Genomic DNA, 26,835 nt, shown 5'->3' on the forward strand with positions numbered 1-26,835 from the left:
CTTTTTGCCGGGGGTTCTCCTCCGAGACCGGTGATCACCCCCACAAGGGCCCGCCACGGGGTCCGGGTTAGCATCCGGCGCATGGAGCCCCAGCTGCTGCACAGCGTGACCGATTCGGTCGCCACGGTCGTCATCCACCACCCGGCCAAGCGCAACGCCATGACCGCCGCGATGTGGGCCGCGCTGCCGCCGCTGCTCGGCACGCTGGCCGCCGACCCGGGCGTACGGGCGCTGGTGCTCACCGGTGAGGGCGGCACCTTCTGCGCGGGGGCCGACATCTCCACGCTCCGGGGTTCGCCCCGCGAGGCGCAGGAGCTCGCGGTGCGGGCGGAGGAGGCGCTGGCCGCCTTCCCCCGGCCGACGCTCGCCGCGGTCCAGGGGCACTGCGTGGGCGGCGGCTCGCAGCTGGCCGCCGCCTGCGATCTGAGGTTCGCCGAGGAGGGCGCCCTGTTCGGGGTGACCCCGGCGAAGCTCGGCATCGTCTACCCGGCCTCCTCCACCCGCCGGCTGGTGTCGCTGACCGGGCCCGCCACCGCCAAGTACCTGCTGTTCTCCGGCGAGTTGATCGACAGCGCGCGGGCGCTGCGCACCGGCCTGGTGGACGAGGTGCTGCCCCGGGGCGAACTCGGCAAGCGGGTCGCCGAGTTCACCCAGGTCCTCGTCCAGCGTTCCCAGCTGACGCAGGCCGCCGCCAAGGAGTTCGCCGACGGCCGCACCGACCGCGACGAACACTGGGCGGCGCGGGCCCGCGAGAGCGCGGAGGCCGCCGAGGGGGTCGCCGCGTTCCTGGAGCGCAGGAAGCCGCGGTTCACCTGGACCACCTCGGGCTGACGGCCCCTCAGGTCAGCAGGAAACGGCTCCTGCCCCGGAACTCCTCGACCAGACGGGCGGGCGCCTTCTCCGGGGAGCCCGCGTCGTACGGCGGCTGCGGGTCGTACTCCGTCAGCAGCTGTACCGCCTGGGCGTGTTCGTCGCCCGCGATCCGGCCCAGCAGGGCGAGGCCCATGTCGATGCCGGAGGAGACCCCGGCCGCGGTGACGTACTTGCCGTCGAAGACGACCCGCTCGCCGGTGGACTCGGCACCGTACTTCGCGAGGTGCTCGAGGGCGAGCCAGTGCGAGGCCGCGCGGCGGCCCTCCAGCAGCCCGGCGGCGGCCAGCAGCAGGGAGCCGGTGCACACGGACGTCGTCCAGGTGCTGCCCGCGTCGGCCGCGCGCAGCCAGTCCAGCAGGGCCGCGTTGTCCATCTGCGGCGTCTGGCCGGGGCCGCCCGGTACGACGACGATGTCCGGGTCCGGCACCTCGGCGAGCGTGCGGTCGGCGACCAGGGCGAGGTTCCCGGTGTCGGTGCGGACCGGGCCGGTCTGCTCGGCGACGAAGACCACTTCGGCGTCGGGCAGCCGGCCGAGGGTCTCGTAGGGGCCGACGGCGTCGAGGGCGGTGAAGCGGTCGTAGAGGACGATCGCGATCTGCACGGGGTGTCCCTTCACTCGGTTCGGTGGTTGGTGGTCCTGAGGTTTCAGTGGCGGCCCCCGGCCGGTCCTGGGGTGTCAGTGGCGGCCCCCGGCCGGGCGGAAGCGGCGCCGGTACTCCGCGGGCGCGGTCCCGAGGGCGCGCACGAAGGCCCGGCGCATGGCCTCCGGGGTGCCGTAGCCGCTGGCGCGCGAGATCTCCTCGACCCCGTCGCCGGTGTCCTCCAGCAGTCGGCGGGCGTGTTCCAGCCGGACCCGGTCCACGTACCGGCCGGGCGTCAGTCCGGTCTCGGCGCGGAAGGCGCGGGCGAAGTGGCGCGGGGAGAGCCGGGCGCGCCCGGCGAGCGCCTCGACGGACAGGTCGCCGCGCGGGTTCTCGGTGATCCACTGCTGGACGTCGCGCAGCGGTTCGCGCGCCGCCGTCTGGGCCGCCAGCTGGGCGCTGAACTGGGCCTGGTTGCCCGGCCGGCGCAGGAACACCACCAGGTGCCGGGCGACGGTGAGCGCGACCTCCCGGCCGAGGTCCTCCTCCACCAGGGCGAGGGCCAGGTCGATGCCCGCGGTGACCCCGGCCGAGGTGCACACATGTGCGTCCCGTACGTAGATCGGGTCGGATTCGACCTCGATCTCCGGGTGGTCGCGGGCCAGCTTCTCGCAGTACGCCCAGTGGGTGGTGGCCCGGCGGCCGTCCAGCAGCCCGGCCTCGGCCAGCAGGATCGCGCCCGTGCACACCGACACCAGGCGCCGGGCCCGAGGGCCGCGGCCGCGCAGCCAGCCGACGAGGCGCGGGTCCGCCGCGCGGGTGCCCCGGCCGCCCGGCACCAGCAGCAGATCCGGCCGCTCAGCGTCCGTCAGCGCCCCGTCCGGTACGAGGGTCAGCCCGCTGGAGGTGCGCACCGGACCGCCGTCCAGGGAAGCCGTACGGATCGTGTACGCGCCCGGAACACAGGCCGCGGCGCCCGCGAAGACCTCCACGGGGCCGGTGACATCGAGGCTCTGGACGTCGTCGAAGAGGACGACGAGCACGGTTCGCTGCGCCATGCCCTCGATTCTTCGGCGGCCCCGCCATGGCCGCAATGACGAGCACCCCACCTTTCCTGCCATGGGTCCGGTGGCGTGCCCTCCTCCCCCGCTGTCGGTGCCACCTGCCACAATTGCCGCGCAACCCGAAGTGGAGAAGGCGGTACGCGATCGTGACGACACCCCTGGCAGCGTCCATCGAAGGCAGGATCGCCGAGGAGCTCGGCGTACGGGAGCGGCAGGTCAAGGCTGCGGTGGAGCTGCTCGACGGCGGTTCGACGGTGCCCTTCATCGCCCGGTACCGCAAGGAAGCCACCGAGATGCTCGACGACGCGCAGCTGCGCACGATCGAGGAGCGGCTGCGCTACCTGCGGGAGCTGGAGGAGCGCCGCACGGCGATCCTGGAGTCGGTGCGTGAGCAGGGCAAGCTCACCGGCGAGCTGGAGGCGCGGATCCGGGGCGCCGAGACCAAGGCGCGCCTGGAGGACATCTACCTGCCCTACAAGCCGAAGCGGCGCACCAAGGCGCAGATCGCCCGCGAGGCCGGTCTGGAGCCGCTGGCCGACGGCCTGCTCGGCGACCCGGGCGTGGAGCCGCTGGCCGCCGCCGCGGCCTTCGTCGACGCCGACAAGGGTGTCGCCGACCCGCAGGCCGCGCTGGACGGCGCCCGCGCGATCCTCACCGAGCGCTTCTCCGAGGACGCCGACCTGATCGGCGAGCTGCGCGAGCGCATGTGGGTGCGTGGCCGGCTGGCCGCCAAGGTGCGCGAGGGCAAGGAGGAGGCGGGCGCGAAGTTCGCCGACTACTTCGACTTCGCGGAGCCGTTCACCGAGCTGCCCTCGCACCGCGTCCTGGCGATGCTGCGCGGCGAGAAGGAGGACGTCCTCGATCTCGTCCTGGAGCCGGAGGAGGCCACCGAGGGCCCGTCCTCGTACGAGGGGATCGTCGCGGGCCGGTTCGGCATCGGCGAGCGCGGCCGCCCCGGCGACAAGTGGCTCATCGACACCGTCCGCTGGGCCTGGCGCACCCGCATCCTGGTCCACCTCGGCATCGACCTGCGGCTGCGGCTGCGCACGGCCGCCGAGGACGACGCGGTCGGCGTGTTCGCCGCCAACCTGCGCGATCTGCTGCTCGCCGCCCCGGCCGGCACCCGCGCGACGCTGGGCCTGGACCCGGGCTTCCGTACGGGCGTGAAGGTCGCCGTCGTCGACGCCACCGGCAAGGTCACCGCGACGGACGTCGTCTACCCGCACGTCCCGGCCAACAAGTGGGACGAGGCCGTCGCCAAGCTGGCGCGGCTGGCCAAGGAGCACGCGGTCGAGCTGGTCGCCATCGGCAACGGCACGGCGTCCCGCGAGACCGACAAGCTCGCCGGCGAGCTGATCACCAAGCACCCCGAGCTGAAGCTGACCAAGGTGATGGTGTCCGAGGCCGGTGCCTCGGTGTACTCCGCCTCGGCCTTCGCCTCGCAGGAACTGCCCGACATGGACGTGTCGCTGCGCGGCGCGGTCTCGATCGCCCGCAGGCTCCAGGACCCGCTGGCCGAGCTGGTGAAGATCGACCCGAAGTCGATCGGTGTCGGCCAGTACCAGCACGACCTGTCCGAGGTGAAGCTGTCGCGCTCGCTGGACGCGGTGGTCGAGGACTGTGTGAACGGCGTCGGGGTGGACGTCAACACCGCCTCCGCGCCGCTGCTCTCACGCGTGTCCGGCATCTCCTCGGGCCTCGCCGAGAACATCGTGGCGCACCGCGACGCCAACGGCCCGTTCCGCTCGCGCTCCGAGCTGAAGAAGGTGGCGCGGCTCGGCCCCAAGGCGTACGAGCAGTGCGCGGGCTTCCTGCGCATCCGGGGCGGCGACGACCCGCTGGACGCCTCCAGCGTGCACCCCGAGGCGTACCCGGTGGTCCGGCGGATGGTGAGGACCACCGGTCAGGAGGTGGCCGCGCTGATCGGCAACACCTCGGTGCTGCGCTCGCTGAAGCCGACGGAGTTCGTCGACGAGACCTTCGGTCTGCCGACCGTCAGCGACATCCTGAAGGAGCTGGAGAAGCCGGGGCGCGACCCGCGTCCGGCCTTCAAGACGGCCACCTTCAAGGAGGGCGTGGAGAAGATCTCCGACCTCGTCTCCGGGATGGTGCTGGAGGGCGTCGTCACCAACGTGGCCGCGTTCGGCGCGTTCGTCGACGTCGGTGTCCACCAGGACGGGCTGGTGCACGTCTCGGCCATGTCGAAGACGTTCGTGAAGGACCCGCGGGACGTGGTCAAGCCGGGCGACATCGTCAAGGTGAAGGTCCTCGACGTGGACATCCCGCGCAAGCGGATCTCCCTGACGCTGCGACTGGACGACGAGGCCGCGCCGCAGGGCGCCCAGCCCTCCGGCGGCGGCGGCCGTCAGCAGCGCGGCGGCGGACGGCCCCCGCAGCAGCGCCAGAACCGCGCCGGCGGTGGCGGCGGCTCCCGCCAGGCCCCGCCGCCGGCCAACAGCGCGATGGCGGACGCGCTGCGCAAGGCGGGACTGCTGGACCCGAAGAAGGGCAAGCGCTGACCAGCCGCCGGCACGGAGCCCCCGGGCCGGGGTGACCCGGGCCGGGGGTTGGCCGGGGCAAGGTGGGCCGGGGCGACCGGGCCGCGGAGACCGCCGGGCCCGCAGCTCCGGCTCCCGGACGGGCGGGACAGGGCCCGGGTGACCGCCGGACACACTTCTCCCCGTCCCGTCCCCGCCGGAAGCGGCCGTGTGGGGCGTTGGGCCATGTGCAGCAGTCGCGGCGGTCGGGTGGGGGAGGGCGGGTGAAGCTGGACGCCCCGTCGTCCCCCTCCCGGAGTGACCGATGCAGTTCCAGCGCTCTGCCCGTGGCCGGTCCCGGCCGGCCGCCGTCTCCCTGATCGCGGTCTGTCTGGCCCTGGTCTCCCCCGCTCCCGCGCAAGCCGCCGCGCACCCCGGACCGCCGTACGGCGACGCCGGGTTGCAGCAGCGGCTGGAGGAGCTGGTCGAGGCGCCGGGCGGCCCGCCCGGGGTGATCGCCGTACTGCGGGACGGCCGGCACAGCCGGGTCGTGCGCGCCGGGGTGGCGGACCTGGAGACGGGACGCAAGCCCCAGCCGCAGGACCACATGCGCATCGCCAGCACGGCCAAGGCGTACAGCGGCGCGGTGGCGCTGTCGCTCGTGCAGCTCGGCGACCTGCGGCTCGACGACACGATCGGCGAGCGCCTCCCCCAGCTGCCGCGGGCGTGGCGCGCGGTGACGCTGCGCCAACTGCTCAACCACACCAGCGGCCTGCCGGACTACTCCAAGAGCCCCGGCTTCCTCTCCCTGCTGTTCGCCGACCCGCGCCACCGGTTCGACTCGCGCAGACTGCTCGACTTCGTCGCCGACCAGCCCCTGCTGTTCCCGCCGGGCAGCCGGTACCAGTACTCCAACTCCGACAACATCGCCGTCGCGCTGATGGCGGAGGCCGTCACCGGGACGCGCTACGAGCGGCTGCTCGCGGAGCTGGTGTACCGCCCGCTGGGCCTGCACCGCACGAGCCTGCCGCAGGGGTTCCGGATGCCGCGGCCCTATCTGCACGGCTACGACACCAGCCCGCCCCCGCCGCCGGAGGACGTCAGCGAGCTGATCGGCATGTCCGGCGTCTGGGCCTCGGGCGGCATCGTCTCGACACCCGCCGACATGACCCGGTTCGTCAGGGGCTACGCGGGCGGGCGGCTGTACGGCCCGGCCGTCGTACGCGAGCAGCGGCGCTGGATCCCCGGCGGCGCGTCGGAGCCCGCCGGGCCCGGCCGCAACGACGCCGGGCTGGCGATCTTCCGCTACACCACCCGCTGCGGGGTGGTGCTCGGGCACACCGGGAACACCGCCGGCTACACCCAGCTGATCGCGGCCACACCGGACGGGCGCCGGTCGCTGACCTTCTCCGTGACCAGCCAGATCAACCAGACGCAGACCCCGGACCTGCTCCGGCTGCTGCGGTCCGTGCAGGAGGACTTCGTCTGCGCCCTGCTGAAGGACAAGCGGTAGGGACCGCCCAGAAAGGGCTCCAGGGCCCTTCTGACGGATCTCCGTGGGAGCAGGAGCGGCGTCCGGTGCGTGCGATCGGTGTGCGGTGCGGAGGGTCGTGTGGCGGAGCCACCTGTCCCTTCGCACCGTGCGGCTGGGGGGTACCTCCCACGCCCTTGAGGCGGTGGGGAGAGTGCGTGCCGGGCGTCGCGACGCCGCGAGATCCGTCAGAAGGGCCCTACCGTTCCGTCACCTTGCCGTCGGCGACCTCCAGGCGGCGGGTGACGTGGACGGCGTCGAGCATCCGGCGGTCGTGGGTGACCAGCAGCAGGGTGCCCTCGTAGGCGTCGAGCGCGGACTCCAGCTGCTCGATGGCGGGCAGGTCGAGGTGGTTGGTGGGCTCGTCGAGGACGAGGAGGTTGACGCCCCGGCCCTGGAGCAGGGCGAGGGCGGCCCGGGTGCGTTCACCGGGTGACAGGGTGGCGGCCGGGCGCATCACGTGGTCCGCCTTGAGACCGAACTTGGCCAGCAGGGTGCGGACCTCCACCGGCTCGGTGTCCGGCACCGCCGCGCAGAACGCTTCCAGCAGGGCCTCGGTGCCGTGGAACAGCCTGCGGGCCTGGTCCACCTCGCCGACCAGGACGCCAGAGCCGAGGGCCGCGTGTCCCGCGTCGAGGGGTACGCGGCCCAGCAGCGCGCCGAGCAGGGTGGACTTGCCCGCGCCGTTCGCCCCGGTCACGGCGACGCGGTCGGCCCAGTCGATCTGGAGGGAGACCGGGCCGAGGGTGAAGCCGTCGCGGCGGACCTCCGCGTCCCGCAGGGTGGCGACGACCGCGCCGGAGCGGGGCGCCGAGGCGATCTCCATGCGCAGCTCCCACTCCTTGCGGGGCTCCTCGACGACGTCCAGCCGTTCGATCATGCGCTGGGTCTGGCGGGCCTTCGAGGCCTGCTTCTCACTGGCCTCGCTGCGGAACTTGCGGCCGATCTTGTCGTTGTCGTTGCCCGCCTTGCGCCGGGCGTTCTTCACGCCCTTGTCCATCCAGCCGCGCTGCATCTGCGCGCGGTCCTGGAGGGCCGACTTCTTGTCGGCGTACTCCTCGTAGTCCTCGCGGGCGTGCCGGCGGGCCGTCGCGCGTTCCTCCAGGTAGGCGTCGTAGCCGCCGCCGTAGAGGTTGATCTGCCCCTGGGCGAGGTCGAGTTCGAGGACCTTGGTGACCGTGCGGGTGAGGAACTCCCGGTCGTGGCTGACGAGGACGGTGCCCGCGCGCAGGCCGGTGACGAACCGCTCCAGGCGTTCCAGGCCGTCCAGGTCGAGGTCGTTGGTGGGCTCGTCCAGCAGGAACACGTCGTAGCGGGAGAGCAGCAGGGAGGCGAGGCCGGCGCGGGCCGCCTGGCCGCCGGACAGCGCGGTCATCGGCTGGTCCAGGTCCACGGCGAGGCCGAGCGAGTCGGCGACTTCCTCCGCGCGTTCGTCGAGGTCGGCGCCGCCGAGGTCGAGCCAGCGCTCCAGGCTCGCCGCGTAGGCGTCGTCCGCGCCGGGGGTGCCGTCGACCAGGCCCTGCGTCGCCTCGTCCATCACGCGCTGGGCCTCGGCGACGCCCGTGCGGCGGGCCAGGAAGGCACGGACCGTCTCGCCCGGACGGCGGTCCGGCTCCTGCGGGAGGTGGCCGACGGTGGCGGTGGGCGGGGAGAGGCGGAGTTCGCCCTGTTCCGGTGCGGTGAGCCCGGCGAGCAGGCGCAGCAGGGTGGACTTGCCCGCGCCGTTGGCGCCGACCAGGCCGATCACGTCCCCGGGTGCGACGACCAGGTCGAGGTCCGTGAAGAGGGCGCGGTCGCCGTGTCCGGCGGCGAGGTTCTTGGCGACGAGGGTGGCAGTCATCAGGGGGCCGATCCTAATGGGCCGCGCCGGACCGCCCGTCCGCCGTGTCCCGCACCGCCGCGACCAGTACGTTCCCGGCGGTGCGGGCCACCACGAAGGCCTCGCCGCGCGTCGCTCTCGCGTCCAGCGGGATGCGGTGCGGGCCGGGCTCCAGTACGCCGTCGAAGATCTCGTGGGTGTGGGTCCGGTGGAGCCGGTCCAGGCGGTACGCCGTGACGCGGACCCGGCAGGATGAGCTGACCTCGACGCAGAGGTGGCCGTCCGCGGCCTCCAGCCGGTTCAGGCGCCGCCGCGCGACCGGGCCGCGGTCCAGTGCCTGCTCGATCTGGGCGACGAGGAGGGGGACGACCGGGGCGAGGCCGTCGACGTACGCCACGTCGGCCCCGGCCCGGTCGAAGGCGGCGCGTACGGCGGCGCGCTCCGGCTCGCCGATCGCGCGGCCGAAGGCGACGGCACCGTAGGCGCTCAGTTCCTCGTCGGGGACGTGCTCGGCGTCCCGGGTGATGTCCGCGCCGATGCCGATGCCGCGCAGGGCCGCCGCGAGCCTGGCCAGGACGGCCACGCGGGCGCCGATGAGCAGGACGCGGCGGCGGTCGCCGGTGTGCGTCAGGGCGTCCAGCGCCGCGCGGTACTCCTCGCCCGCGAAGCGGAACGGGCCGATGCCGTGGTAGCCGTTGCGCTCCAGGTCGGGTTCCGGCTCGGTCTGCCAGGCGAAGTCCCGCCAGACGTAGTCCTCTCCGTCGCGCTCGATCACCGCGGTGACCGCACCGCAGGCGAGGTCCGCGCACTCGGGGCAGCCGTAGATCACGTATCTGCCGCCGGGCAGCGGCGCGGAGGCCTCCGGTTCCAGCAGCAGCGCGCGGACCTGCGCGGTGAAGATCGCGGGCGGTACGTCCGAGGCGAGCGGGGACACCGCGTCCAGGTCGGACAGCTGGAACAGCAGCGGACGGCCGTCGACGATGAAGTCCACGAAGTCCCTGTGCAGTTGGTAGGCACCGTCGGGCAGAACCCCACCGGCGCGGATCGCGGGGGCGAGGGCGAAGGTCGCGTGGGCGGCGGGCATGGAGGGAGTATTCCCAGCAATCCGCGCACCGAGACGGAAAACCACCGACGACGGGCGACCATGGACGGCGAGCAGGAGATCCTGAGCGCGCCACCGTAGAGGGTGCCGCTGACAGTGGCCCTGGTGCGCCGCCCGCGGGCTCCACCTCGCCGACGGGACAGCCACTGGTGTCACAGCGACCGGTGTGACAGCGATACTGCTGCACATGACCACGGACGCCGGGGAGCCGGCCCTCACCATCGACGAGCTGGCCGCGCGCGCGGGCGTCACGGTGCGCACGGTGCGGTTCTACGGCACCAAGGGCCTGCTGCCGCCCCCGGTGATCGGTCCGCGTCGGGTGGGGCACTACGGTCCGGGGCATCTGGCGCGGCTGGCGCTGATCGAGGAGCTCCAGCGCCAGGGCATGACGCTGGCCGCGATCGAGCGCCGTCTCAGCGCGCTGCCGCCCGGCCTGAGCGCGCACGACCTGGCCATCCACCGGGCCGTGGTGGCCTCCTGGGCCCCGGAGGCGGTGGAGTCGGTGTCCCGGGAGGAGCTGGGGCGGCTGGCCGGCCGGGAGCTCGGCGACGAGGACGTGGAGCGGCTGGTGGCGCTGGACGTGCTCGCCCGCGAGGACGACGGCCGTTTCCGGGTGGACGCCGGGCTGCTGCGGCTCGGCGTGGAGATGCTCGACGTACCGCTGTCGCAGGAGACGATCCTGGCCGCGCGCACCGCGCTGATCGCCCACTCGCGGGCCGCGGCCGGTGAACTGTCGCGGCTCCTGCGGGAGGCGGTCGCCGAACGCGCCCCGCAGGAGGTGAAGTCGCTGTCCGCGCACATGCATCCGCTCGTCGTACAGGCTCTGCTGACGACGTTTCAGCGGTCGCTGCGGGAGGAGCTGCGCGCGTGGCTCAGCGAGCCACGCGCGTGATCGGCCGGCCCGTTCAGCAGCGCGGGACGGGCTTGCTGTACGAGGTGGAGCTCGGCGTCGCCACATAGTGGTCGGCGACGTAGTGGCCGTTGTCCAGGCGGTTCCACACCGAGGACGTGCCGACCCGGGTGCCGGCCCGCTGGCAGGTGACCCAGGCGAGGCCGCCGTTCGGCAGGGTGCCGACGGCCGCGTAGCCGTTGCCGGGGCCGCTGCGCTCGGTCAGACCGCCCGTGGCGGTGGCCTGGTAGGGGTAGGAGCAGCGCGGCAGCGGGGCGCTGTAGCCGGTGGTGGACGGGGTGTCGACGTAGTGGTCGGTGACGTACTGGCCGCTGCTGAGCTTGTTCCAGACACTGGTGGTGCCGACCTTGGTGCCGGGTGTCTGGCAGACGACCTTGAGGGCGGCGCCGGGGGCGTAGGTCGCGGCGACCGGGTAGCTCGTGCCGGGGCCGGTGCGGGCGTTGAGCGGGGTCGTGCTGGTGGCCTTGTAGGAGTAGGCGACCGTGGCGACGGGTGTGTCGAGGCGGTTGGTGTCGATGTTGATCGTGACACCGCCGTACGTCTCGTCGTGGCTGCCCCGGAACTGCTTGGCGCGCTGGTGGCGGGCCCACTTGGAGTCGGCGATGTTCGTCCAGCCCTTGAGGGAGTCGACGCCGTCGTAGCGGGCGATCCACAGGGCGTCGGGGCGGGCGTAGGCGGTGGAGGTGTAGACGTCGGAGAGCTGCTTGGCCCCGAGGTTGAGGTTCATGTAGACGCCTGAGACCCAGCCGACGCGGTGCAGTTCCCTGGTCCAGGCGGAGACGTAGGTGAGGACGGCCGTGCGGCAGGTGCTGTCGGTCTGGCTGTAGTGCTCGATGTCGTTGTAGAGGGCGCTGCCGGGCAGCATGCCGAGGGCCTTGGCCGCCTTGACGGCCTCGGTCGCGGCGGCGACGCCCTGGGAACGGGCGGTGGCCGGGATCCTGCTGATCTTGGCGTCGCCCGGGCGGGCTCCGCAGGGCGGTTGCAGCCCCTTGTGGACGGGGAGCAGCCGCCACCTCAGCCTGGACACCGAGGCCACCCAGGAGGACGTCAACTCGGGCTGGCGGCAGGTGCGGTTGACGCCGGAGACGTAGACACCGACGGCGCGGTACGGCGAGGCGTTCCAGGCCTTGATCGAGTCGAGCGGCTGGGCGGTGCACGCGTCGAAGGCGAGGCCTGAGTAGCGGGTCGCGGTCGCGCCCGCCGGATAGGTGACGGGAGTTGCCGGTTCGGCGGAGGCGGCGGGGGCGGCCACCAGAACGGCGGCCGGGCCCAGCACGCAGACGGCGAGGACGGCGGTGAGTCTTCGCATGGCAGGGCGCAGATGCGACATGACGGCCCCCCAGGGCGCGCGATGGATTTTGGCCCCAGAGTTGGCCTTTGCCCCTCTCGCGGCAAGAGGTCGTGCCGTCCTGTTCCAGCCCTATTACGAAGTTGATGCACTGCGGCCCCGGCGAGGTGGTCGCCGGGGCCGCGACGGTGCGTCGCGTCAGCGCGCGTCGGTGAAGGTCCCGCCGTTGCCGGCCTTCTCGACGAGCAGCGCGGGCGGGGTGAAGCGGTCGCCGTAGCGGTCGGCGAGTTCCCGCGCGCGGGCCACGAAGCCGGGCAGGCCGCCGTCGTAGCCGTTGATGTACTGGAGCACGCCGCCGGTCCAGCCGGGGAAGCCGATGCCGAGGATGGAGCCGATGTTGGCGTCGGCGACGGAGGTCAGCACGCCCTCCTCCAGCAGCCGGACGGTGTCCAGGGCCTCGGCGAACAGCATGCGTTCCTGCATGTCGCGGAACGGGATCGCGGCGTCCGGCTTGGTGAAGTGCTCGCGCAGGCCCGGCCACAGGAGCCCGCGGCCGCCGTCCTCGGCGTAGTCGTAGAAGCCGGCGCCGCCGCTGCGGCCGGGGCGGCCGAACTCGTCGACCATGCGGTCGATGACGGTGTCGGCGGGGTGGGCCACCCAGGTGCCGCCCGCCTCCTCGACCGCGGCCCGGGTCTCCTTGCGGATCTTGCGGGGCAGGGTGAGGGTCAACTCGTCCATCAGCGACAGCACCTTGGCCGGGTAGCCGGCCTGCGCCGCGGCCTGCTCGACCGAGGCGGGCTCGATGCCCTCGCCGACCATCGCGACGCCCTCGTTGATGAAGTGGCCGATGACCCGGGAGGTGAAGAAGCCGCGGGAGTCGTTGACGACGATCGGCGTCTTGTTGATCTGGCGGACCAGGTCGAAGGCGCGGGCGAGGGCCTCGTCGCCGGTGCGCTCGCCCCTGATGATCTCGACCAGCGGCATCTTGTCCACGGGCGAGAAGAAGTGCAGCCCGATGAAGTCCTCCTGGCGCTCGACGCCCTCGGCGAGCGCGGTGATCGGCAGGGTGGAGGTGTTGGAGCACAGCAGCGCGTCGGGCTCCACGACGTCCTGGATCTCCTGGAACACCTTGTGCTTGAGGGCGGTGTCCTCGAACACGGCTTCGATGACGGCGTCGCAGCCGGCAAGGTCGGCGGCCTCGGCGGTGGGCGTGATGCGGGCGAGGAGGGCGTCGGCCTTCTCCTGGGTGGTGCGCCCGCGCGAGACGGCCTTGGCGCAGAGCTTCTCGGAGTACTGCTTGCCCTTGGCGGCGGCTTCCGCGGTGACGTCCTTGAGGACGACGTCGATGCCGGCGCGGGCGCAGGAGTAGGCGATGCCCGCGCCCATCATCCCGGCGCCGAGCACGGCGACCCTGCGGACCGGGCGGGGCTCGATGCCCTTGGGGCGGTTGGCGCCGGAGTTGACGGCCTGGAGGTCGAAGAAGAAGGCCTGGATCATGTTCTTCGAGGTCTGCCCGGCGGCCAGTTCCACGAAGTAGCGGGCCTCGATCACCTGGGCGGTCTCGAAGTCGACCTGGGCGCCCTCGACGGCCGCGGCGAGGATGTTGCGCGGGGCCGGGTAGGGGGCGCCCGCCGTCTGCTTGCGCAGGGTGGCGGGGAAGGCCGGGAGGTTGGCGGCGAACTTCGGGTTCGACGGGGTGCCGCCGGGGATGCGGTAACCGGGCACGTCCCAGGGCTGCCTGGCCTCGGGGTTGGCGTCGATGAACGCGCGCGCCTTGGCCAGCAGTTCCTCCCGCGAGGCGGCGACCTCGTGGACCAGGCCGTTCTCCTGGGCGCGCCGGGCGTTGTACTGGGTGCCCTGGAGGAGGACCTTCAGCAGGGCGTCGGCGATGCCGAGCAGTCGTACGGTCCGGGCGACGCCACCGCCGCCGGGGAGCAGGCCGAGGGTGACCTCGGGACAGCCGATCCTGGTGCCGGGGGTGTCCAGGGCGACACGGTGGTGGCAGGCCAGGGCGAGTTCGTAACCGCCGCCCAGGGCGGCGCCGTTGATGGCGGCGACGACGGGCTTGCCGAGGGTCTCGATGCGGCGCAGGTTGCGCTTGATCTCCAGGCCGCCGTCGAACAGCTGCCGCGCGGTGTCGGGCGTGACCCGGATGAGGTCGCGCAGGTCGCCGCCCGCGAAGAAGGTCTTCTTGGCCGAGGTGATGATGACACCGCGGACGGAGTCCTTCTCGGCCTCCAGGCGGTCGGCGGTCGCGGCCAGGGAGGCGCGGAACGCCGCGTTCATGGTGTTGGCGGACTGGTCGGGGTCGTCGAGGACGAGGGTGACGACGCCGGTCTCGTCCTGTTCCCAGCGGATGGTCGTGGACTCAGTGCTCATGAGGAGGTTGCTCCGTAGGAATCCGTCGGGAAGGGGTCAGAGACGCTCGATGACGGTGGCGATGCCCATGCCGCCGCCCACGCAGAGCGTGGCGAGGCCGTAGCGCTTGTCCTGGCGCTCCAGCTCGTCGACGAGGGTGCCGAGGATCATCGCGCCGGTGGCGCCGAGGGGGTGGCCCAGCGCGATGGCGCCGCCGTTGACGTTGACCTTGTCCAGCGACAGGCCCATGTCCCTGACGAAGCGCAGGACCACCGCGGCGAACGCCTCGTTGATCTCGACCAGGTCGATGTCGTCGATGGTCAGGCCCGCCTTGGCGAGCGCCTTGCGGGTGGCCGGGGCGGGGCCGGTGAGCATGATGGTCGGCTCGGAGCCGGAGACGGCGGCGGAGACGATCCGCGCACGCGGGGTCATCCCGTAGCGCTCACCGACCTCCTTGGAGCCGATCGCGACGAGGGAGGCGCCGTCGACGATGCCGGAGGAGTTGCCCGCGTGGTGGACGTGGTCGATCTTCTCGACCCAGTGGTACTTCTGCAGCGCGACCGCGTCGAAACCGCCCAGCTCGCCGATGTCCGCGAAGGACGGCTTCAGCTTCGCCAGGGAGTCGGCGGTGGTGCCGGGGCGCAGGAACTCGTCGTGGTCGAGGACCGTGAGCCCGGCCCGGTCCTTCACGGGCACGACGGAACGGGCGAAACGGCCGTCCTTGACGGCGGCCGCGGCACGCTCCTGCGACAGGGCCGCGTACTCGTCGACGTCGCGCCGGGAGAAGCCCTCGATGGTGGCGATGAGGTCGGCGCCGATGCCCTGCGGCACGAAGTTGACCTCGAGGTTGGTCATCGGGTCGTTGAACCAGGCGCCGCCGTCGGAGGCCATCGGCACCCGCGACATGGACTCCACGCCGCCGGCCAGCACCAGGTCCTCCCAGCCCGAACGGACCTTCATGGCGGCCAGGTTGACGGCCTCCAGGCCGGAGGCACAGAAGCGGTTCTCCTGGACACCCGCGACGGTGTCCGGCAGCCCGGCGGCGATGGCCGCGATCCGGGCGATGTCGGAGCCCTGGTCGCCGACCGGGCCGACGACACCGAGCACGATGTCGTCGACGGCGGCGGGGTCCAGGCCGGGGAAGCGGTCGCGGATCTCGTGGATGAGTCCGACGACCAGGTCGATGGGCTTCGTGCCGTGCAGGGCGCCGTTCGCCTTGCCGCGCCCGCGCGGGGTGCGGATCGCGTCGTACACGTACGCTTCGGTGCTCACGTGGAGGCCTTTCAACGAGGGTTTCGGGGCGCGGAGGATTCGGTCGTCAGTCGTGGTACGTCCCAGTCCCGGGCCACGTCCGCGGTGTCGGCGCCGGGCAGGGCGGGGCCGCCGCGGACGGTGGTGGGGGTGGCGGAGAAGCGGGGCGCGGGGGCGGGCTGGGTGATGCCGCCGTGGTCGGTGAAGGTGCCGCGGGCGGCCAGGTGGGGGTGGTGCGGGGCCTCGCTCAGCGACAGCACGGGCGCCACGCACGCGTCGGAGCCCTCGAAGACGGCCGCCCACTCGTCGCGGGTACGGGTCTTGAAGCGGGCCGCGACCGCCTCGCGCAGTTCGCCCCAGCGGGTGAGGTCCTGGTGCGCGGGGGCGAGCTCGGGGATGCCGAGGAGCCCGACGAACTCGTCGTAGAACCGGCTCTCCAGGGCGCCGACGGCCATGTACCGCCCGTCGGCCGTCTCGTAGGTGCCGTAGTACGGGCAGCCGCCGTCGAGGAGGTTGGCGCCGCGCCGGTCCTGCCAGCCGCCGGCGGCGACCATGCCGTGGATCATCGACGCGAGGTGGGCCGCGCCGTCGACGATGGCCGCGTCGACGACCTGGCCGGTGCCGGTGGCGCGGGCGTGGTGCAGGGCGGCGAGGACGCCGACGACGAGGTAGAGCGAGCCGCCCGCGTAGTCGCCGACGAGGTTCGCGGGCACGGCCGGGGGCGCGTCGGGGGCGCCGATCATGCCGAGGGTGCCGGTGAGCGCGATGTACGCGATGTCGTGGCCCGCGCGTCGGGCCAGCGGGCCGTCCTGGCCCCAGCCCGTCATCCGGGCGTACACCAGGGCGGGGTTGCGGGCGTGGCAGTCCCCGGGGCCGACGCCGAGGCGCTCGGCGACGCCGGGGCGGTAGCCCTCGATCAGGACGTCGGCGCGCGCGACGAGGTCGAGCACGCGCGCGGGGCCGTCCGCGGACTTCAGGTCCACCGTCACCGACCGCTTGCCGCGGTTGGTGACGTCGTACGCCGGGTCGATCCCGAGGCCGGGGCCGCCGGGGCGGTCCACCCGGACCACGTCCGCGCCCAGGTCGGCCAGCAGCATCGCGGCGAACGGGCCGGGGCCGATCCCGGCCAGCTCGACCACGCGCACACCCGTGAGCGGGCCCTGCCCCGGCGTCTTCGCCGTCGTCATCCGGCCCCCAAGCCACTTGTGACACCACCGATGTAACACCAGCGATGTTAAGAACACGTTCCAGTCCGGGCAAGACCCGAAAGAGCAAGCGCTTAGACAATCTACGGCGAGAGGGGGCGGCCCGGCAGTACCCGGGCCGGGCGGGCGGGGATTCGTCCGGCGGGGCCAGGGCCCTTCCGGCGGATCCGCGTGGGAGAAGGAGCGGCGTTCGGGGCGTGCGATCGGTGTGCGGTGTGGAGGGTCATGCGGCGGAGCCACCTGGTCCTTCGTGCCGTGCGTGTCGCGCGTGTCGCGGGGCGGGCCGGGTGCCGCGGGGCGGGCGTGCCGTGCGTGCCGGGCGCCGCGACGGGCGGGCGTGCGTGCCGGGTGCCGCCACGCCGCGGAGATCCGCCGGAAGGGGCCTAGCGTGCGTCCAGCTCCGCCGTCAGCCGCTTCGGCGCGACCGCGCGGTAGCTCTCCTCGACCCAGTCGCACACCAGATCGGCCCGCGGGCTGCCCGTACCGGCCAGCGGGACGCTGACCCAGCCCGCCTTGCCCAGGCCGTAGCCGGCGGGTTCGGCGCCGGGGAAGGTCATGGCGTGGGCGTGGGTGGTCTCGTCCTTGAGCTTGACCGTCACGCCCAGGGGATGGCTGCCGTCGGTGACGCCGAGGAAGACGAACACCTTCTTGTTGACCTTGACGACCGTCTCCCCCCAGGGGAAGTCCTCGGCGGCGCCCGGCAGCCCGAGGGCGAACTCTCGCACTTTCTCCCACTTCTTCAGGGCACTTCCGGCCACCGCCACCGCGCACCTCCGGCCTCGTCGTCGGGCTCCGCACCTCTCACGCTAGCCTCAGCCACCGACAACGGCGCGAGCCGCGGGATCGAGGGGTGTCATGAGCAGGCTGAACAAGGCGGAACGTCCGTACGACATCGTGCTCTTCGGAGCCACCGGCTTCGTGGGGAGGCTCACCGCCGAGTACCTCGCGACGAACGCGCCCGAGGGACTGCGCTGGGCGGTCGCCGCCCGCGACGAGGGCAGGCTGGAACGGCTGCGCGAAGGGCTGCCCGGCGGCGACAAGGTGGGCCTGCTGGTCGCCGACGTGGCCGACCCGGAGTCCCTGCGCGCGCTGGCCGCACAGGCGCGCGTGGTCGCGACGACCGTCGGGCCCTTCGTGCTCCACGGCGAGGCGCTGGTCGCCGCCTGCGCGGACGCGGGCACCGACTACCTGGACATCACCGGGGAGCCGGAGTTCGTGGACCTGATGTACGTCCGGCACGACGCCCGTGCGCGGGAGACCGGCGCCCGTCTGGTGCACGCCTGCGGGTTCGACTCCATGCCGCACGACCTGGGCGCCTACTTCACGGTCCAGCAGCTGCCGGAAGGGGTGCCGCTGACCGTGGACGGCTTCGTCTCGGCCGACGCGGGCTTCTCCGGGGGCACGTTCGCCTCGGCGCTCGGCCAGTTCGCGCGCGGGCGCCAGATGCTCGCGGCCGCCCGGGACCGGCGGCGCCACGAGCCGCGGCTGATGGGCCGCCGGGCGTCGACGCCCACCGGGGCGCCCCGCTACGCCGCCGAGGTCGACGCCTGGGCGCTGCCGCTGCCGACCATCGACCCGCAGATCGTGGGCCGCTCGGCCCGGTCGCTGGAGCGGTACGGCCCCGACTTCCGCTACCGCCACTACGCCGCCGTACGGCATCTGCCGGTCGCGATCGGCGGGACGGCGGCGATCGGCACGCTGTTCGCCGCCGCCCAGGTGCCGGCCGCGCGCCGCTGGCTGACCGGGCGGCTGCGGTCCGGCGAGGGGCCCGGCGCCGAGAAGCGGGCGAAGAGCTGGTTCTCCGTGCGGTTCGTCGGGGAGGGCGGGGGACGACGGGTGTACACCGAGGTGTCGGGCGGCGACCCCGGTTACGGCGAGACGGCCAAGATGTTCGCCGAGGCGGCGCTGTCTCTCGCCTTCGACGATCTGCCGCCGGCGGCTGGGCAGGTGACGACCGCGGTGGCGATGGGGGACGCGCTGATCGGGCGGCTGACTCGGGCGGGGATCAGCTTCCGGGTTGCGGCGGTCCGCTGAGCCGGGCCGCTCGACGCGGCGGTGTGGGTGTGGCGGTGCCGCGGCGTTGTAGCTGGTTGCGCAGTTCCCCGCGCCCCTTTTGGTGCGTGGGGGCTGGCGCGGGTGTGCCCGTGCCGCGGCGTCGTGGCTGATCGCGCAGTTCCCCGCGCCCCTTTTGGTGCGTGGGGGCTGGCGCGGGTGTGCCCGTGCCGCGGCGTCGTGGTTGGGCGCGCAGCTCCCCGCGCCCCTTGGGGTGTGGGGGCTGGGGTGTCAGTTTGGCGTTGCCTCGCGTAGTGCCTGGCGGCATAGGGCGTCTGCGTGGCGGGTGGTTTCTGGGAGGCGGTAGCGGGGGGTGAGGGTCAGGACGTGGGCGCAGGCCGTGTCCAGTTGGGCGCGGTGGCCCACGGAGACGTACACCGGCTTGACCCCGTCACGGGTGCGCAGGGCGCGGCCGACCTCCTCCCCGTCCGCCAGCAGCGGCGCGACGGAGCCCCGGGGCGCGGCGAGTTCGCCGTGGGTGAAGGTGAACGGGTTCTTGGCGACGCCGATCGTCGGCAGCCCGGTCAGCACGCCCAGGTGACTGGCGAGCCCGAACCGGCGCGGATGGGCCAGGCCGTAGCCGTCGCAGACGACCAGGCCGGGCGGACAGGGCAGGGCGTCGAGGGCGGCGAGCACGGTCGGGATCTCCCGGAAGGCCAGCAGCCCGGGGACGTAGGGGAAGGAGATCCGGCCCACCGCGGTCGTCTCGGCGACCACGCCGAGGCTCGCCGCGTCCAGCACCACGGCCGCCGCGGCGACGAGGTCGCGCTCGTCGTCGTAGGCCACGTCGACCCCGGTGACGTACCCCGTGCCGGGCGGCGGTCCCGGCTCGTCCAGCACCACCCGTCCGCGCAACTCGTCCTGCACCGCGCGGGCTTGTTCCTCGGTCGCGGGCCAGCCCGCGGGAATGCTTACCGTCGTCATGATGGGAACGAGCGTACGGTCCCGCCGGTCCGCCCGTCCGGCCGTGACAGTAGGCTCGCGATCATGTTCGTACTGGAACTGACCTACACCGCACCGCTGGAGGCCGTGGACGCCGTGCTGCCGGCGCATGTGGCCTGGCTCGACGAGCAGTACGCGCAGGGCCGTTTCCTGGCGTCCGGGCGCAAGAACCCCCGTGAGGGCGGTGTGATCATCGCCGTCGCGCCGGACCGCGCCGAGATCGAACGGGTCACCGCGGGCGACCCGTTCGTCACCGCCGGGGTGTGCGCGTACCGCGTCACGGAGTTCGTCGCGACGAGGACGGCTCCCGGACTGGAGCGGTACCGGGAGCCGCAAGCCTAGGGCCCTTCTGACGGATCGCCGTGGCGCCGCGGAGATCCGTCAGAAGGGCCCCAGGCCCGTCGTCCGGGCACCGCCGACGGTCCGGTCCTGGCGACAGGTCTGCGGCACCGGCCCGCTCCCGGTCAGCGCTCCAGGCGTGCCACGCGGCCCTTCTCGCCGGAGGCCCAGCAGCTGCGGTCCGGCGCGCAGTCGACGGTGTCGTACGAGCCCGTGTCCACGGTCCGCCAGGTACGGCCGGCGTCGGTGGTCAGGTCGGTGCCGGTCGGGCCGACCGCGAGGGCGGCGGTGCGGCTGTACGGGAGCCAGGCGACACCCGAGCGGTAGGCGGGCGGCGGCTCGGCGGCGGGCCGCCAGGTGCGGCCGCCGTCGGCGGTGCGCGCCCCGGCCTGCGGGGAGGCCTGGTCGGGGCGGTAGTCGCCGCCGACGGCGAGGCCGTGCACGCGGTCGCGGAAGGCGAGCGCGAACACTCCGCGCGCCGGGTCGCCCGCGGGCACCGGCGTGTCGGCCGCCGTCCAGGTCAGTCCGCGGTCGGCGGAGTGCAGTACACGCGCGCGTGCCCCGCCGCCGGTGGCGAGCCAGACGTCCTTCGGGCCGGAGGCGACCAGGCACTGGCCGCTCGCGGCGAACCCGGCCTCGCCCTCCAGCGCGGCCGGCATGCCCTCGGCGGGCAGCACCCGCCAGGTGCGGCCGCCGTCGCCGGTGGACAGGATGCGGAACCTGCCGTCGACCGGGTCGCTCATCGCCAGGCCGTGCCGCCGGTCGAAGAAGGCCAGGCAGTCGTAGAAGGCCCGTGCGTCGGTGTTGCGGAAGGACTCGGTCCAGGTCGCCCCGCCGTCGTCGGTGCGGTACACCCGCGAGCTCTCGCCCTCACCGATCGCGAGCACCACCGCCCGCCGGGCGTCGAACGCCTCGATGTCCCGGAACTGGAGCTCCTGCGCGCCCGGCGGAGAGACGTTGCGCCAGCTCTCGCCGCCGTCGGTGGTGCGCAGGACCGTGCCGGCGCTGCCGGACACCCAGGCGACCCGGCCGCTGACGGCCGAGAGGCCGCGGAAGCGGACCGTGGCCGCCCCGCTGTCCTGAAGGTCCTTGAGCTCCCAGTGCGGCTGCCCCCGCCCCGGGCCGTGCGCCTGGGCCGGTACGGCCGTGAGCGCGGCCAGCGCCGCCCCGCACGCCACCGCCGCGGCCACCGCCCGGCCCGCTCGTCGTGCCCGTCCCGTGCTTCCCGTCCCTCGCGTGCTCCCCATACGCCTCATGGCGCGCGAAGCTAGCCGACCTCCCCGGACCCGTCCAGAGGGCCTCCACGCGCGCGTGCGGCTCCGGAAAGCCGGAGGAGTGAGTCACGGCCGTGAAGGAACACGGTGACAGAGGTCACTGAGCTCCCAGGTGCACGCCATGGCCGGTTCGCTCGTCTTCTTCATCAAGGGGCCTCATCCACCCGGTACCCGTCCCGCCGTCGCAAGGGAGCAAGGCCTTGTCCACCTTGATCGAGCAGCCCGTCGAGGCCCGACTGATCTCCGCAGCGCCTCGGATGCAGCACATCCCGGCCACGCTGCACTACGACCCGTGCGACCCGTTCGCCGTCCACATGATCTTCCCGGCGGAGGCCACCCTGGAGGGCGTCGAGGTCTGCTGGACCTTCTCCCGCGACCTGCTGGCGGCGGGTCTGACGGGCTCCGAGGGGTACGGGGACGTCCGGGTCAGGCCCTACGGCTACGAGCGCACCGAGCTGGAGTTCCACGCGCCGGAGGGCACGGCCGTGGTGCATCTGCACTCGGGCGACGTGCGCGACTTCCTGGCCGCGACGGACGCGCTGGTGCCGGTGGGCCACGAGCACCTCATGATCGACCTGGACCACGATCTCGCGGAGCTGATGCGCGACGCCTGCTGATCCTGGCGGCTGATCCGGATACCTGCTTACCCGGACGGCTGCCGATCCGGACTGCTACCGATCCGGACCGCCGCCCGGTGACCTCGTCGGCCGCTCCCGGCCCTGCCCTCCGCCTCGGGCGGTCGGTCGCCCGCCGCGCACCCCGCCGTAATTCCGTTGACGGCCGCAGGGCCGTCTCCTACGGTTGATCCCGGTCCTGTTGTCGTCGATTGGAGAAGGACGTTGCTCGTCTGAGGTCCCGAGACACCGCGTCACACCCGTGAGGTGTGCGCCGCGTGCGACCTCGGCGTTCGAGCCGTCCCGACGAAGCAGGGCTTTTCCCATGCCCGGCCTCTCCCCCGCCCTGGGGTATCGGTCGCCGCCTCCCGGTGTCTCGACACGCGTCTGCCCTGAACCGTCACGCATTCGCGGAGGCCCCGTATGCATACTTCGATCACCTGCAACTCCCTGTCGTTCTCCTGGTCCGACGGCACCCCTGTCCTGGAAGAGCTCGACGTCTCCTTCGGCCCCGGGCGGACCGGACTCGTCGGCGTCAACGGGGCCGGGAAGTCGACCCTGCTGAAACTGATCGCCGGTGAACTCGCCCCGTCCGAGGGCACCGTGCGCGTCGCGGGCGAGGTCGGACATCTCCCGCAGAACGTCACCCTCGACACCTCGCTGAAGGTCGACCAGGTGCTCGGCATCACCGCGCAACGGGCCGCGCTGCACGCCATCGAGGCCGGTGACGTGTCCGAGGAGCACTTCGAGACGGTCGGCGACGACTGGGACGTGGAGGAGCGCGCGCTCGCCACGCTCGGCGAACTCGGGCTCGGCCACATCGGCCTGGACCGCACGACGGGCGAACTGTCGGGCGGCGAGACGGTGCTGCTGCGCCTCGCGGCACTCCTGCTGCGCCGCCCGGACGTACTGCTGCTGGACGAGCCGACGAACAACCTCGACCTGTACGCGCGCCGAAGGCTGTACGAGGCCGTGCGGTCCTGGCCGGGCGTCCTGGTCGTGGTCAGCCACGACCGTGAACTGCTCGACCTGGTCGACCAGATCGCGGACCTGCGCTCGGGAGAGGTCACCTGGTACGGCGGTAACTACTCCGACTACGAGGAGGCCCTCGCCGTCGAACAGGACGCCGCCGAGCGGATGGTGCGGGTGGCCGAGTCCGATCTGCGCAAGCAGAAGCGCGAACTGGCCGACGCCCACCTCAAACTGGCCCGCCGCAAGCGCTACGGCCAGAAGATGTGGGACACCAAGCGCGAACCGAAGATCGTCATGGGGGCGCGCAAGCGGGCCGCCCAGGAGTCCGCGGGCAAGCACCGGATCATGCACGAGGAGAAGCTCGCCGAGGCGAGGGACCGGCTCGACGAGGCGGTGGAGGCCGTACGGGACGACGACGAGATCCGTGTCGACCTGCCGTACACGGCCGTACCGCCGGGCCGCGAGGTGCTGATGCTCCGGGAGCTGGAGCTGGCCCACGCCGGGCGGGTGGCGGGCGGGCTGGATCTGCGCGGGCCGGAGCGGGTGGCGCTGATCGGGCGCAACGGCGCGGGCAAGACGACGCTGCTGCGCACGATCGCCGGAGAGCTGGCGCCGGTGTCGGGCGAGGTACTGGCCCATGTGCCGCACCGCTTTCTGCCGCAGCGGCTGGACGTGCTCGACGACGCACTGACGGTCGCCGAGAACGTGGCCCGGTTCGCGCCGGGCGCCACCAACAACCGGGTCCGGGCACGGCTGGCCCGCTTCCTGTTCCGGGGCGCCCGCGCGGACCAGCAGGCGGGCACGCTGTCCGGCGGCGAGCGTTTCCGGGCGGCCCTGGCCGCGCTGATGCTGGCCGAGCCTGCGCCGCAGCTGCTGATGCTGGACGAGCCGACGAACAACCTGGACATGGCGAGCGTCCGGCAGCTCACCACGGCCCTGGAGTCGTACGAGGGCGCCCTGGTCGTGGCCAGTCACGACCTGCCCTTCCTGGAGTCCCTCGGCATCACGCGCTGGCTGATGCTGGACGGGGAGCTGCGGGAGGTCACTCCGGAGGAGGTGGCGGATCCCGCCTAGGGCGAACGGGTGGCGGGACGCGGGCGGTGGCGGGAGCCGCTCGCGCCCGTACCGTCTGTTACTGCCGAGTATCTCAGGAGGGCCACAGGTCGACGACGAGGGTTTTGTCCCCGCGTGCGGCCTGTGCATGATGACTCCTCCGGCGCGGACGCGCGGCGCCGGTGACGCCCCACCCGATACGGAGATCCCCTCGTGCCCAGCAGGAAAGCACTCGTCCGCCGCCCCGGCCCCCGGCTCGCCGAGGGCCTCGTCACGCACATCGAGCGCGCCGAGGTCGACGCCGGCCTGGCGGCCGAGCAGTGGGAGGCGTACACCGAGGCGCTGCGCGAGAACGGCTGGGAGACCGTCGAGGTGGACCCGGCGGACGACTGCCCGGACGCGGTGTTCGTCGAGGACACGGTCGTGATGTACCGGAACGTGGCACTGATCTCGCGGCCCGGGGCCGAGTCCCGGCGCGCGGAGACCGCCGCGGTCGAGGAGGCCGTCGCCTCGCTCGGCTGCTCGGTGAACTGGGTCTGGGAGCCCGGCACGCTGGACGGCGGCGACGTGCTGAAGATCGGCGACACGATCTTCGTGGGCCGGGGCGGGCGGACCAACGCGGACGGCGTGCAGCAGCTGCGCGCCGCCTTCGAGCCGCTCGGGGCGCGGGTGGTCGCGGTGCCGGTGTCCAAGGTGCTGCACCTGAAGTCGGCGGTCACGGCGCTGCCGGACGGGACGGTCGTCGGGCACATCCCGATGATGGACCAGCCCTCGCTCTTCGGGCGCTTCCTGCCGGTTCCGGAGGAGTCCGGGGCGCATGTGGTGCTGCTCGGCGGCGACAAGCTGCTGATGGCGGCGAGCGCGCCGAAGACGGCCGAGCTGTACCGCTCCCTCGGTTACTCGCCGGTCGTGGTCGACATCAGCGAGTTCGAGAAGCTCGAGGGGTGTGTGACGTGCCTCTCGGTGCGGCTGCGGGAGCTGTACGTCTGACCGGGTGACCCGATCACCGTCCAGCCCTGGGACCTGCGGGTCCCGGGGCTGATTCGTATGCCCGCACGAGGCCGCTGACCAGGGATCTTGAAGGGGTTCTTTACCGCGTTCTTAACCTACGGCTTCGTAACCTACGGATTCGTAGCCTACGATCCCGTAGGTTCTGGCGCCGCGCCCCGCGCGCTCCTCCCCCAGCGCCCCGAGGGCCTGGGGAGCACCCCCGATTTGCTCTGCGTCCCCTGGAGTACCCGTGACGATCGCTTCTCCCCATCTCGGCAGCCCTTCCGTGTGGACCGACGCCCGGCTGTTGTACGCGTTGGAGGAAGTGGTCGAGAAGGAGCTGAACCGGCACCTCAAGATCGCCAAGGACTGGATGCCGCACGAGTACGTCCCGTTCGGCGACGCCCGTAACTTCCCCGGGTTCTTCGAGGACGGGGAGGCCTGGGCGAAGGACCAGTCCAAGGTCACCGAGGTCGGCAGGATCGCGCTGGTGGTCAACCTGCTGACCGAGGACAACCTGCCGAGCTACCACCACGAGATCGCCACGCTGTTCGGGCGGGAGGGCGCGTGGGGCACGTGGGTGCACCGCTGGACGGCGGAGGAGGGGCGGCACGGCATCGTCATGCGCGACTATCTGCTGGCCTCCCGGGCGGTGGACCCGGACCAGCTCGAACGTTTCCGCATGTCGCACATGAGCGAGGGCTTCGAGTCGGACAACCGGCACTCGATGCTGCACTCCATCGCGTACGTGGCCTTCCAGGAGCTGGCCACCCGGATCTCCCACCGCAACACCGGCCATCAGTCCGGGGACCCGGTCTGCGACCGGATGCTCGCGCGGATCGCGACCGACGAGAACCTGCACATGGTGTTCTACCGGAATCTGCTGAAGTCGGCGTTCGAGCTCGCGCCCGATCTGACCATGCAGGCCGTGCGGGACGTCGTGGTCGACTTCCGGATGCCCGGGCACGGCATTCCCGGCTTCGAGCGGGCCGCGGCGCAGATGGCCATCGGCGAGGTGTACAACCTGCGGATCCACCATGACGACGTGCTGCAGCCCGTGCTGCGCTTCCTGAAGATCATGGAGATCGACGGGCTCGGGCCCGAGGGGCTGCAGGCGCAGGAGGAGCTGGGGCTGTTCATGGGCGGGCTCGACGCGGAGGCCTCTAAGTTCGACGAGAAGCTTGCGGCTCGTAAGGCGCGGATGGCTGCGCGGGCGGCTGGGTGAGGTTCGGTCCCCTTCGCGGGGAAGCGGTGCGGTTTCGCCTGGGGCGGGTGCGGTTTCGCCGTGGGCGGGTGCGGGTGGGCTGTGGCTGGTCGCGCAGTTCCCCGCGCCCCTCAATGGGCGGTTGAGCCGAGGTTTGCCGGAGAGCCACTGCCCCGTTGCGGCCTTGGTCTGCGCCCACGCGGCGGAGCCGCAGGTTGATACAGGCCCGCGCCCCTCAATGGGCGGTTGAGCCGAGGTTTGCCGGAGAGCCACTGCCCCGTTGCGGCCTTGGTCTGCGCCCACGCGGCGGAGCCGCAGGTTGATACAGGCCCGCGCCCCTCAATGGGCGGTTGAGCTGAGGTTTGCCGGAGAGCCACTGCCCCGTTGCGGCCTTGGTCTGCGCCCGCGCGGCGGAGCCGCAGGTTGATACAGGCCCGCGCCCCTTGAGTCAGGGGCGGTTGGGCCGAAGGCTGGCCGGAGAGCCACCGCCCGGTTGCGGCACCGGTTTGCGACCGCGCGGCGGAGCCGCAGGTTGATACAGGCCCGCGTTCCTTCGAGGGTGGGGCGGTGGGTCAGCTGGGGGTGCGGCGGAGGTGTAGGCGTTCTTTTTCGGAGAGGCCGCCCCAGACGCCGAAGCGTTCGTCGTGGGTGAGGGCGTATTCGAGGCAGGCCGCGCGGGTGTCGCACATGCCGCAGATCCGCTTGGCCTCGCGGACCGAGCTGCCGGGCTCGGGGAAGAAGAAGTCCGCCCCGGTCTGCGCGCACAGGGCCTGGGCCTGCCAGGCGGGGCCGGTCGGGGAGAGCGTGTCGGTGTGCATGGACGAGATCGTGCCGCGCGGCGCGAAACGTTCGATCAACGCCTCATCAACGCGACGGGCCCGCAGCCACGGCGCGCGTTGATGATGCACCCCGTGCCCGCCCGTGCGCACGGCGGCG

Annotated in this window: 22 protein-coding genes; 10 read left to right on the forward strand and 12 right to left on the reverse strand. The window is 72.9% G+C overall.

What is annotated here, in order from left to right; genetic code table 11:
- Positions 1–81 precede the first annotated feature (81 nt).
- A complete protein-coding gene (locus tag ACFYR0_RS33740) occupies positions 82–831 on the forward strand; it encodes an enoyl-CoA hydratase/isomerase family protein (protein ID WP_389336757.1) in 750 nt (249 codons plus the stop codon).
- A gap of 7 nt (positions 832–838) precedes the next feature.
- Here ACFYR0_RS33740 and ACFYR0_RS33745 read toward each other — a convergent pair whose 3' ends face one another.
- Together ACFYR0_RS33745 and ACFYR0_RS33750 are read right to left on the reverse strand one after the other, a co-directional pair.
- A complete protein-coding gene (locus ACFYR0_RS33745; RefSeq protein WP_389336760.1) occupies positions 839–1,474 on the reverse strand; it encodes a DJ-1/PfpI family protein in 636 nt (211 codons plus the stop codon).
- A 75-nt stretch (positions 1,475–1,549) separates the two neighbouring features.
- Positions 1,550–2,512 (reverse strand): GlxA family transcriptional regulator, encoded by a 963-nt coding sequence (locus ACFYR0_RS33750; RefSeq protein WP_389336763.1) that lies wholly within the window; start codon positions 2,510–2,512, stop codon positions 1,550–1,552.
- A gap of 152 nt (positions 2,513–2,664) precedes the next feature.
- Here ACFYR0_RS33750 and ACFYR0_RS33755 point away from each other — a divergent pair, with 152 nt between their 5' ends.
- Both ACFYR0_RS33755 and ACFYR0_RS33760 read left to right on the forward strand, forming a co-directional pair.
- A complete protein-coding gene (locus tag ACFYR0_RS33755; protein ID WP_389336767.1) occupies positions 2,665–5,037 on the forward strand; it encodes a Tex family protein in 2,373 nt (790 codons plus the stop codon).
- 283 nt (positions 5,038–5,320) lie between these two features.
- Entirely contained in the window at positions 5,321–6,508 is a 1,188-nt protein-coding gene (locus tag ACFYR0_RS33760) for a serine hydrolase domain-containing protein (RefSeq protein WP_389336770.1), read from the forward strand.
- Between the two features lie 217 nt (positions 6,509–6,725).
- Here ACFYR0_RS33760 and ACFYR0_RS33765 read toward each other — a convergent pair whose 3' ends face one another.
- Both ACFYR0_RS33765 and ACFYR0_RS33770 read right to left on the reverse strand, forming a co-directional pair.
- A complete protein-coding gene (locus ACFYR0_RS33765; protein WP_389336773.1) occupies positions 6,726–8,366 on the reverse strand; it encodes an ABC-F family ATP-binding cassette domain-containing protein in 1,641 nt (546 codons plus the stop codon).
- Positions 8,367–8,379: 13 nt separating this feature from the next.
- The gene (locus tag ACFYR0_RS33770; RefSeq protein ID WP_389336776.1) at positions 8,380–9,429 is read right to left on the reverse strand and encodes an oxidoreductase; all 1,050 of its coding nucleotides are present in this window, start codon (positions 9,427–9,429) and stop codon (positions 8,380–8,382) included.
- Positions 9,430–9,634: 205 nt separating this feature from the next.
- Between ACFYR0_RS33770 and ACFYR0_RS33775 the strand changes: the two genes are divergently transcribed.
- A complete protein-coding gene (locus ACFYR0_RS33775) occupies positions 9,635–10,339 on the forward strand; it encodes a MerR family transcriptional regulator (protein WP_389336779.1) in 705 nt (234 codons plus the stop codon).
- A gap of 13 nt (positions 10,340–10,352) precedes the next feature.
- Here the strand turns inward: ACFYR0_RS33775 and ACFYR0_RS33780 are convergent, their stop codons facing one another.
- From ACFYR0_RS33780 to ACFYR0_RS33800, 5 genes are all read right to left on the reverse strand, one after another.
- Positions 10,353–11,666 (reverse strand): glycoside hydrolase domain-containing protein, encoded by a 1,314-nt coding sequence (locus ACFYR0_RS33780; RefSeq protein WP_389336782.1) that lies wholly within the window; start codon positions 11,664–11,666, stop codon positions 10,353–10,355.
- Between the two features lie 177 nt (positions 11,667–11,843).
- Positions 11,844–14,024 (reverse strand): 3-hydroxyacyl-CoA dehydrogenase NAD-binding domain-containing protein, encoded by a 2,181-nt coding sequence (locus ACFYR0_RS33785; RefSeq protein ID WP_389336785.1) that lies wholly within the window; start codon positions 14,022–14,024, stop codon positions 11,844–11,846.
- Positions 14,025–14,060: 36 nt separating this feature from the next.
- The gene (locus ACFYR0_RS33790; protein WP_389336788.1) at positions 14,061–15,275 is read right to left on the reverse strand and encodes an acetyl-CoA C-acetyltransferase; all 1,215 of its coding nucleotides are present in this window, start codon (positions 15,273–15,275) and stop codon (positions 14,061–14,063) included.
- A gap of 11 nt (positions 15,276–15,286) precedes the next feature.
- Positions 15,287–16,441, reverse strand: coding sequence for a CaiB/BaiF CoA transferase family protein (locus ACFYR0_RS33795; protein ID WP_389336791.1), 1,155 nt, complete (start codon positions 16,439–16,441; stop codon positions 15,287–15,289).
- Positions 16,442–16,842: 401 nt separating this feature from the next.
- Positions 16,843–17,223, reverse strand: coding sequence for an MmcQ/YjbR family DNA-binding protein (locus ACFYR0_RS33800; RefSeq protein ID WP_389336794.1), 381 nt, complete (start codon positions 17,221–17,223; stop codon positions 16,843–16,845).
- 91 nt (positions 17,224–17,314) lie between these two features.
- Between ACFYR0_RS33800 and ACFYR0_RS33805 the strand changes: the two genes are divergently transcribed.
- Entirely contained in the window at positions 17,315–18,493 is a 1,179-nt protein-coding gene (locus ACFYR0_RS33805) for a saccharopine dehydrogenase family protein (protein WP_389336797.1), read from the forward strand.
- Between the two features lie 249 nt (positions 18,494–18,742).
- Here ACFYR0_RS33805 and ACFYR0_RS33810 read toward each other — a convergent pair whose 3' ends face one another.
- Positions 18,743–19,435, reverse strand: a complete 693-nt coding sequence (locus tag ACFYR0_RS33810) for an endonuclease V (protein WP_389336800.1) — start codon at positions 19,433–19,435, stop codon at positions 18,743–18,745.
- 63 nt (positions 19,436–19,498) lie between these two features.
- Here ACFYR0_RS33810 and ACFYR0_RS33815 point away from each other — a divergent pair, with 63 nt between their 5' ends.
- The gene (locus ACFYR0_RS33815; protein WP_389336803.1) at positions 19,499–19,795 is read left to right on the forward strand and encodes a YciI family protein; all 297 of its coding nucleotides are present in this window, start codon (positions 19,499–19,501) and stop codon (positions 19,793–19,795) included.
- A 122-nt stretch (positions 19,796–19,917) separates the two neighbouring features.
- Here the strand turns inward: ACFYR0_RS33815 and ACFYR0_RS33820 are convergent, their stop codons facing one another.
- The gene (locus ACFYR0_RS33820; RefSeq protein WP_389336806.1) at positions 19,918–21,039 is read right to left on the reverse strand and encodes a WD40/YVTN/BNR-like repeat-containing protein; all 1,122 of its coding nucleotides are present in this window, start codon (positions 21,037–21,039) and stop codon (positions 19,918–19,920) included.
- A gap of 227 nt (positions 21,040–21,266) precedes the next feature.
- Between ACFYR0_RS33820 and ACFYR0_RS33825 the strand changes: the two genes are divergently transcribed.
- From ACFYR0_RS33825 to ACFYR0_RS33840, 4 genes are all read left to right on the forward strand, one after another.
- Positions 21,267–21,683, forward strand: coding sequence for an SsgA family sporulation/cell division regulator (locus ACFYR0_RS33825; protein WP_386378335.1), 417 nt, complete (start codon positions 21,267–21,269; stop codon positions 21,681–21,683).
- Between the two features lie 420 nt (positions 21,684–22,103).
- A complete protein-coding gene (locus ACFYR0_RS33830; RefSeq protein ID WP_389336809.1) occupies positions 22,104–23,726 on the forward strand; it encodes an ABC-F family ATP-binding cassette domain-containing protein in 1,623 nt (540 codons plus the stop codon).
- Between the two features lie 192 nt (positions 23,727–23,918).
- Positions 23,919–24,695 (forward strand): dimethylargininase, encoded by a 777-nt coding sequence (gene ddaH / locus ACFYR0_RS33835; protein WP_389336812.1) that lies wholly within the window; start codon positions 23,919–23,921, stop codon positions 24,693–24,695.
- A gap of 250 nt (positions 24,696–24,945) precedes the next feature.
- Positions 24,946–25,920 carry an acyl-ACP desaturase gene (locus tag ACFYR0_RS33840; RefSeq protein WP_389336816.1) on the forward strand — a complete coding sequence of 325 codons (975 nt, stop codon included), beginning with the start codon at positions 24,946–24,948 and terminating at the stop codon, positions 25,918–25,920.
- A 551-nt stretch (positions 25,921–26,471) separates the two neighbouring features.
- Here ACFYR0_RS33840 and ACFYR0_RS33845 read toward each other — a convergent pair.
- The gene (locus ACFYR0_RS33845) at positions 26,472–26,717 is read right to left on the reverse strand and encodes a WhiB family transcriptional regulator (protein WP_389336819.1); all 246 of its coding nucleotides are present in this window, start codon (positions 26,715–26,717) and stop codon (positions 26,472–26,474) included.
- Between the last annotated feature and the right edge of the window lie 118 nt (positions 26,718–26,835).

This window comes from Streptomyces sp. NPDC005017 (genome assembly GCF_042873115.1).
In the GTDB taxonomy this organism is placed as follows: Bacteria; Actinomycetota; Actinomycetes; order Streptomycetales; family Streptomycetaceae; genus Streptomyces.

Coding starts and splice junctions, on each gene's coding strand:
- ACFYR0_RS33845 (WP_389336819.1), bottom strand. CDS start 26,717: ATGCACACCGACACGCTCTCCCCGACCGGCCCCGCCTGGCAGGCCCAG.
- ACFYR0_RS33830 (WP_389336809.1), top strand. CDS start 22,104: ATGCATACTTCGATCACCTGCAACTCCCTGTCGTTCTCCTGGTCCGAC.
- ACFYR0_RS33775 (WP_389336779.1), top strand. CDS start 9,635: ATGACCACGGACGCCGGGGAGCCGGCCCTCACCATCGACGAGCTGGCC.
- ACFYR0_RS33815 (WP_389336803.1), top strand. CDS start 19,499: ATGTTCGTACTGGAACTGACCTACACCGCACCGCTGGAGGCCGTGGAC.
- ACFYR0_RS33740 (WP_389336757.1), top strand. CDS start 82: ATGGAGCCCCAGCTGCTGCACAGCGTGACCGATTCGGTCGCCACGGTC.
- ACFYR0_RS33750 (WP_389336763.1), bottom strand. CDS start 2,512: ATGGCGCAGCGAACCGTGCTCGTCGTCCTCTTCGACGACGTCCAGAGC.
- ACFYR0_RS33810 (WP_389336800.1), bottom strand. CDS start 19,435: ATGACGACGGTAAGCATTCCCGCGGGCTGGCCCGCGACCGAGGAACAA.
- ACFYR0_RS33805 (WP_389336797.1), top strand. CDS start 17,315: ATGAGCAGGCTGAACAAGGCGGAACGTCCGTACGACATCGTGCTCTTC.
- ACFYR0_RS33785 (WP_389336785.1), bottom strand. CDS start 14,024: ATGAGCACTGAGTCCACGACCATCCGCTGGGAACAGGACGAGACCGGC.
- ACFYR0_RS33760 (WP_389336770.1), top strand. CDS start 5,321: ATGCAGTTCCAGCGCTCTGCCCGTGGCCGGTCCCGGCCGGCCGCCGTC.
- ACFYR0_RS33765 (WP_389336773.1), bottom strand. CDS start 8,366: ATGACTGCCACCCTCGTCGCCAAGAACCTCGCCGCCGGACACGGCGAC.
- ACFYR0_RS33780 (WP_389336782.1), bottom strand. CDS start 11,666: ATGCGAAGACTCACCGCCGTCCTCGCCGTCTGCGTGCTGGGCCCGGCC.
- ACFYR0_RS33820 (WP_389336806.1), bottom strand. CDS start 21,039: ATGGGGAGCACGCGAGGGACGGGAAGCACGGGACGGGCACGACGAGCG.
- ACFYR0_RS33795 (WP_389336791.1), bottom strand. CDS start 16,441: ATGACGACGGCGAAGACGCCGGGGCAGGGCCCGCTCACGGGTGTGCGC.
- ACFYR0_RS33770 (WP_389336776.1), bottom strand. CDS start 9,429: ATGCCCGCCGCCCACGCGACCTTCGCCCTCGCCCCCGCGATCCGCGCC.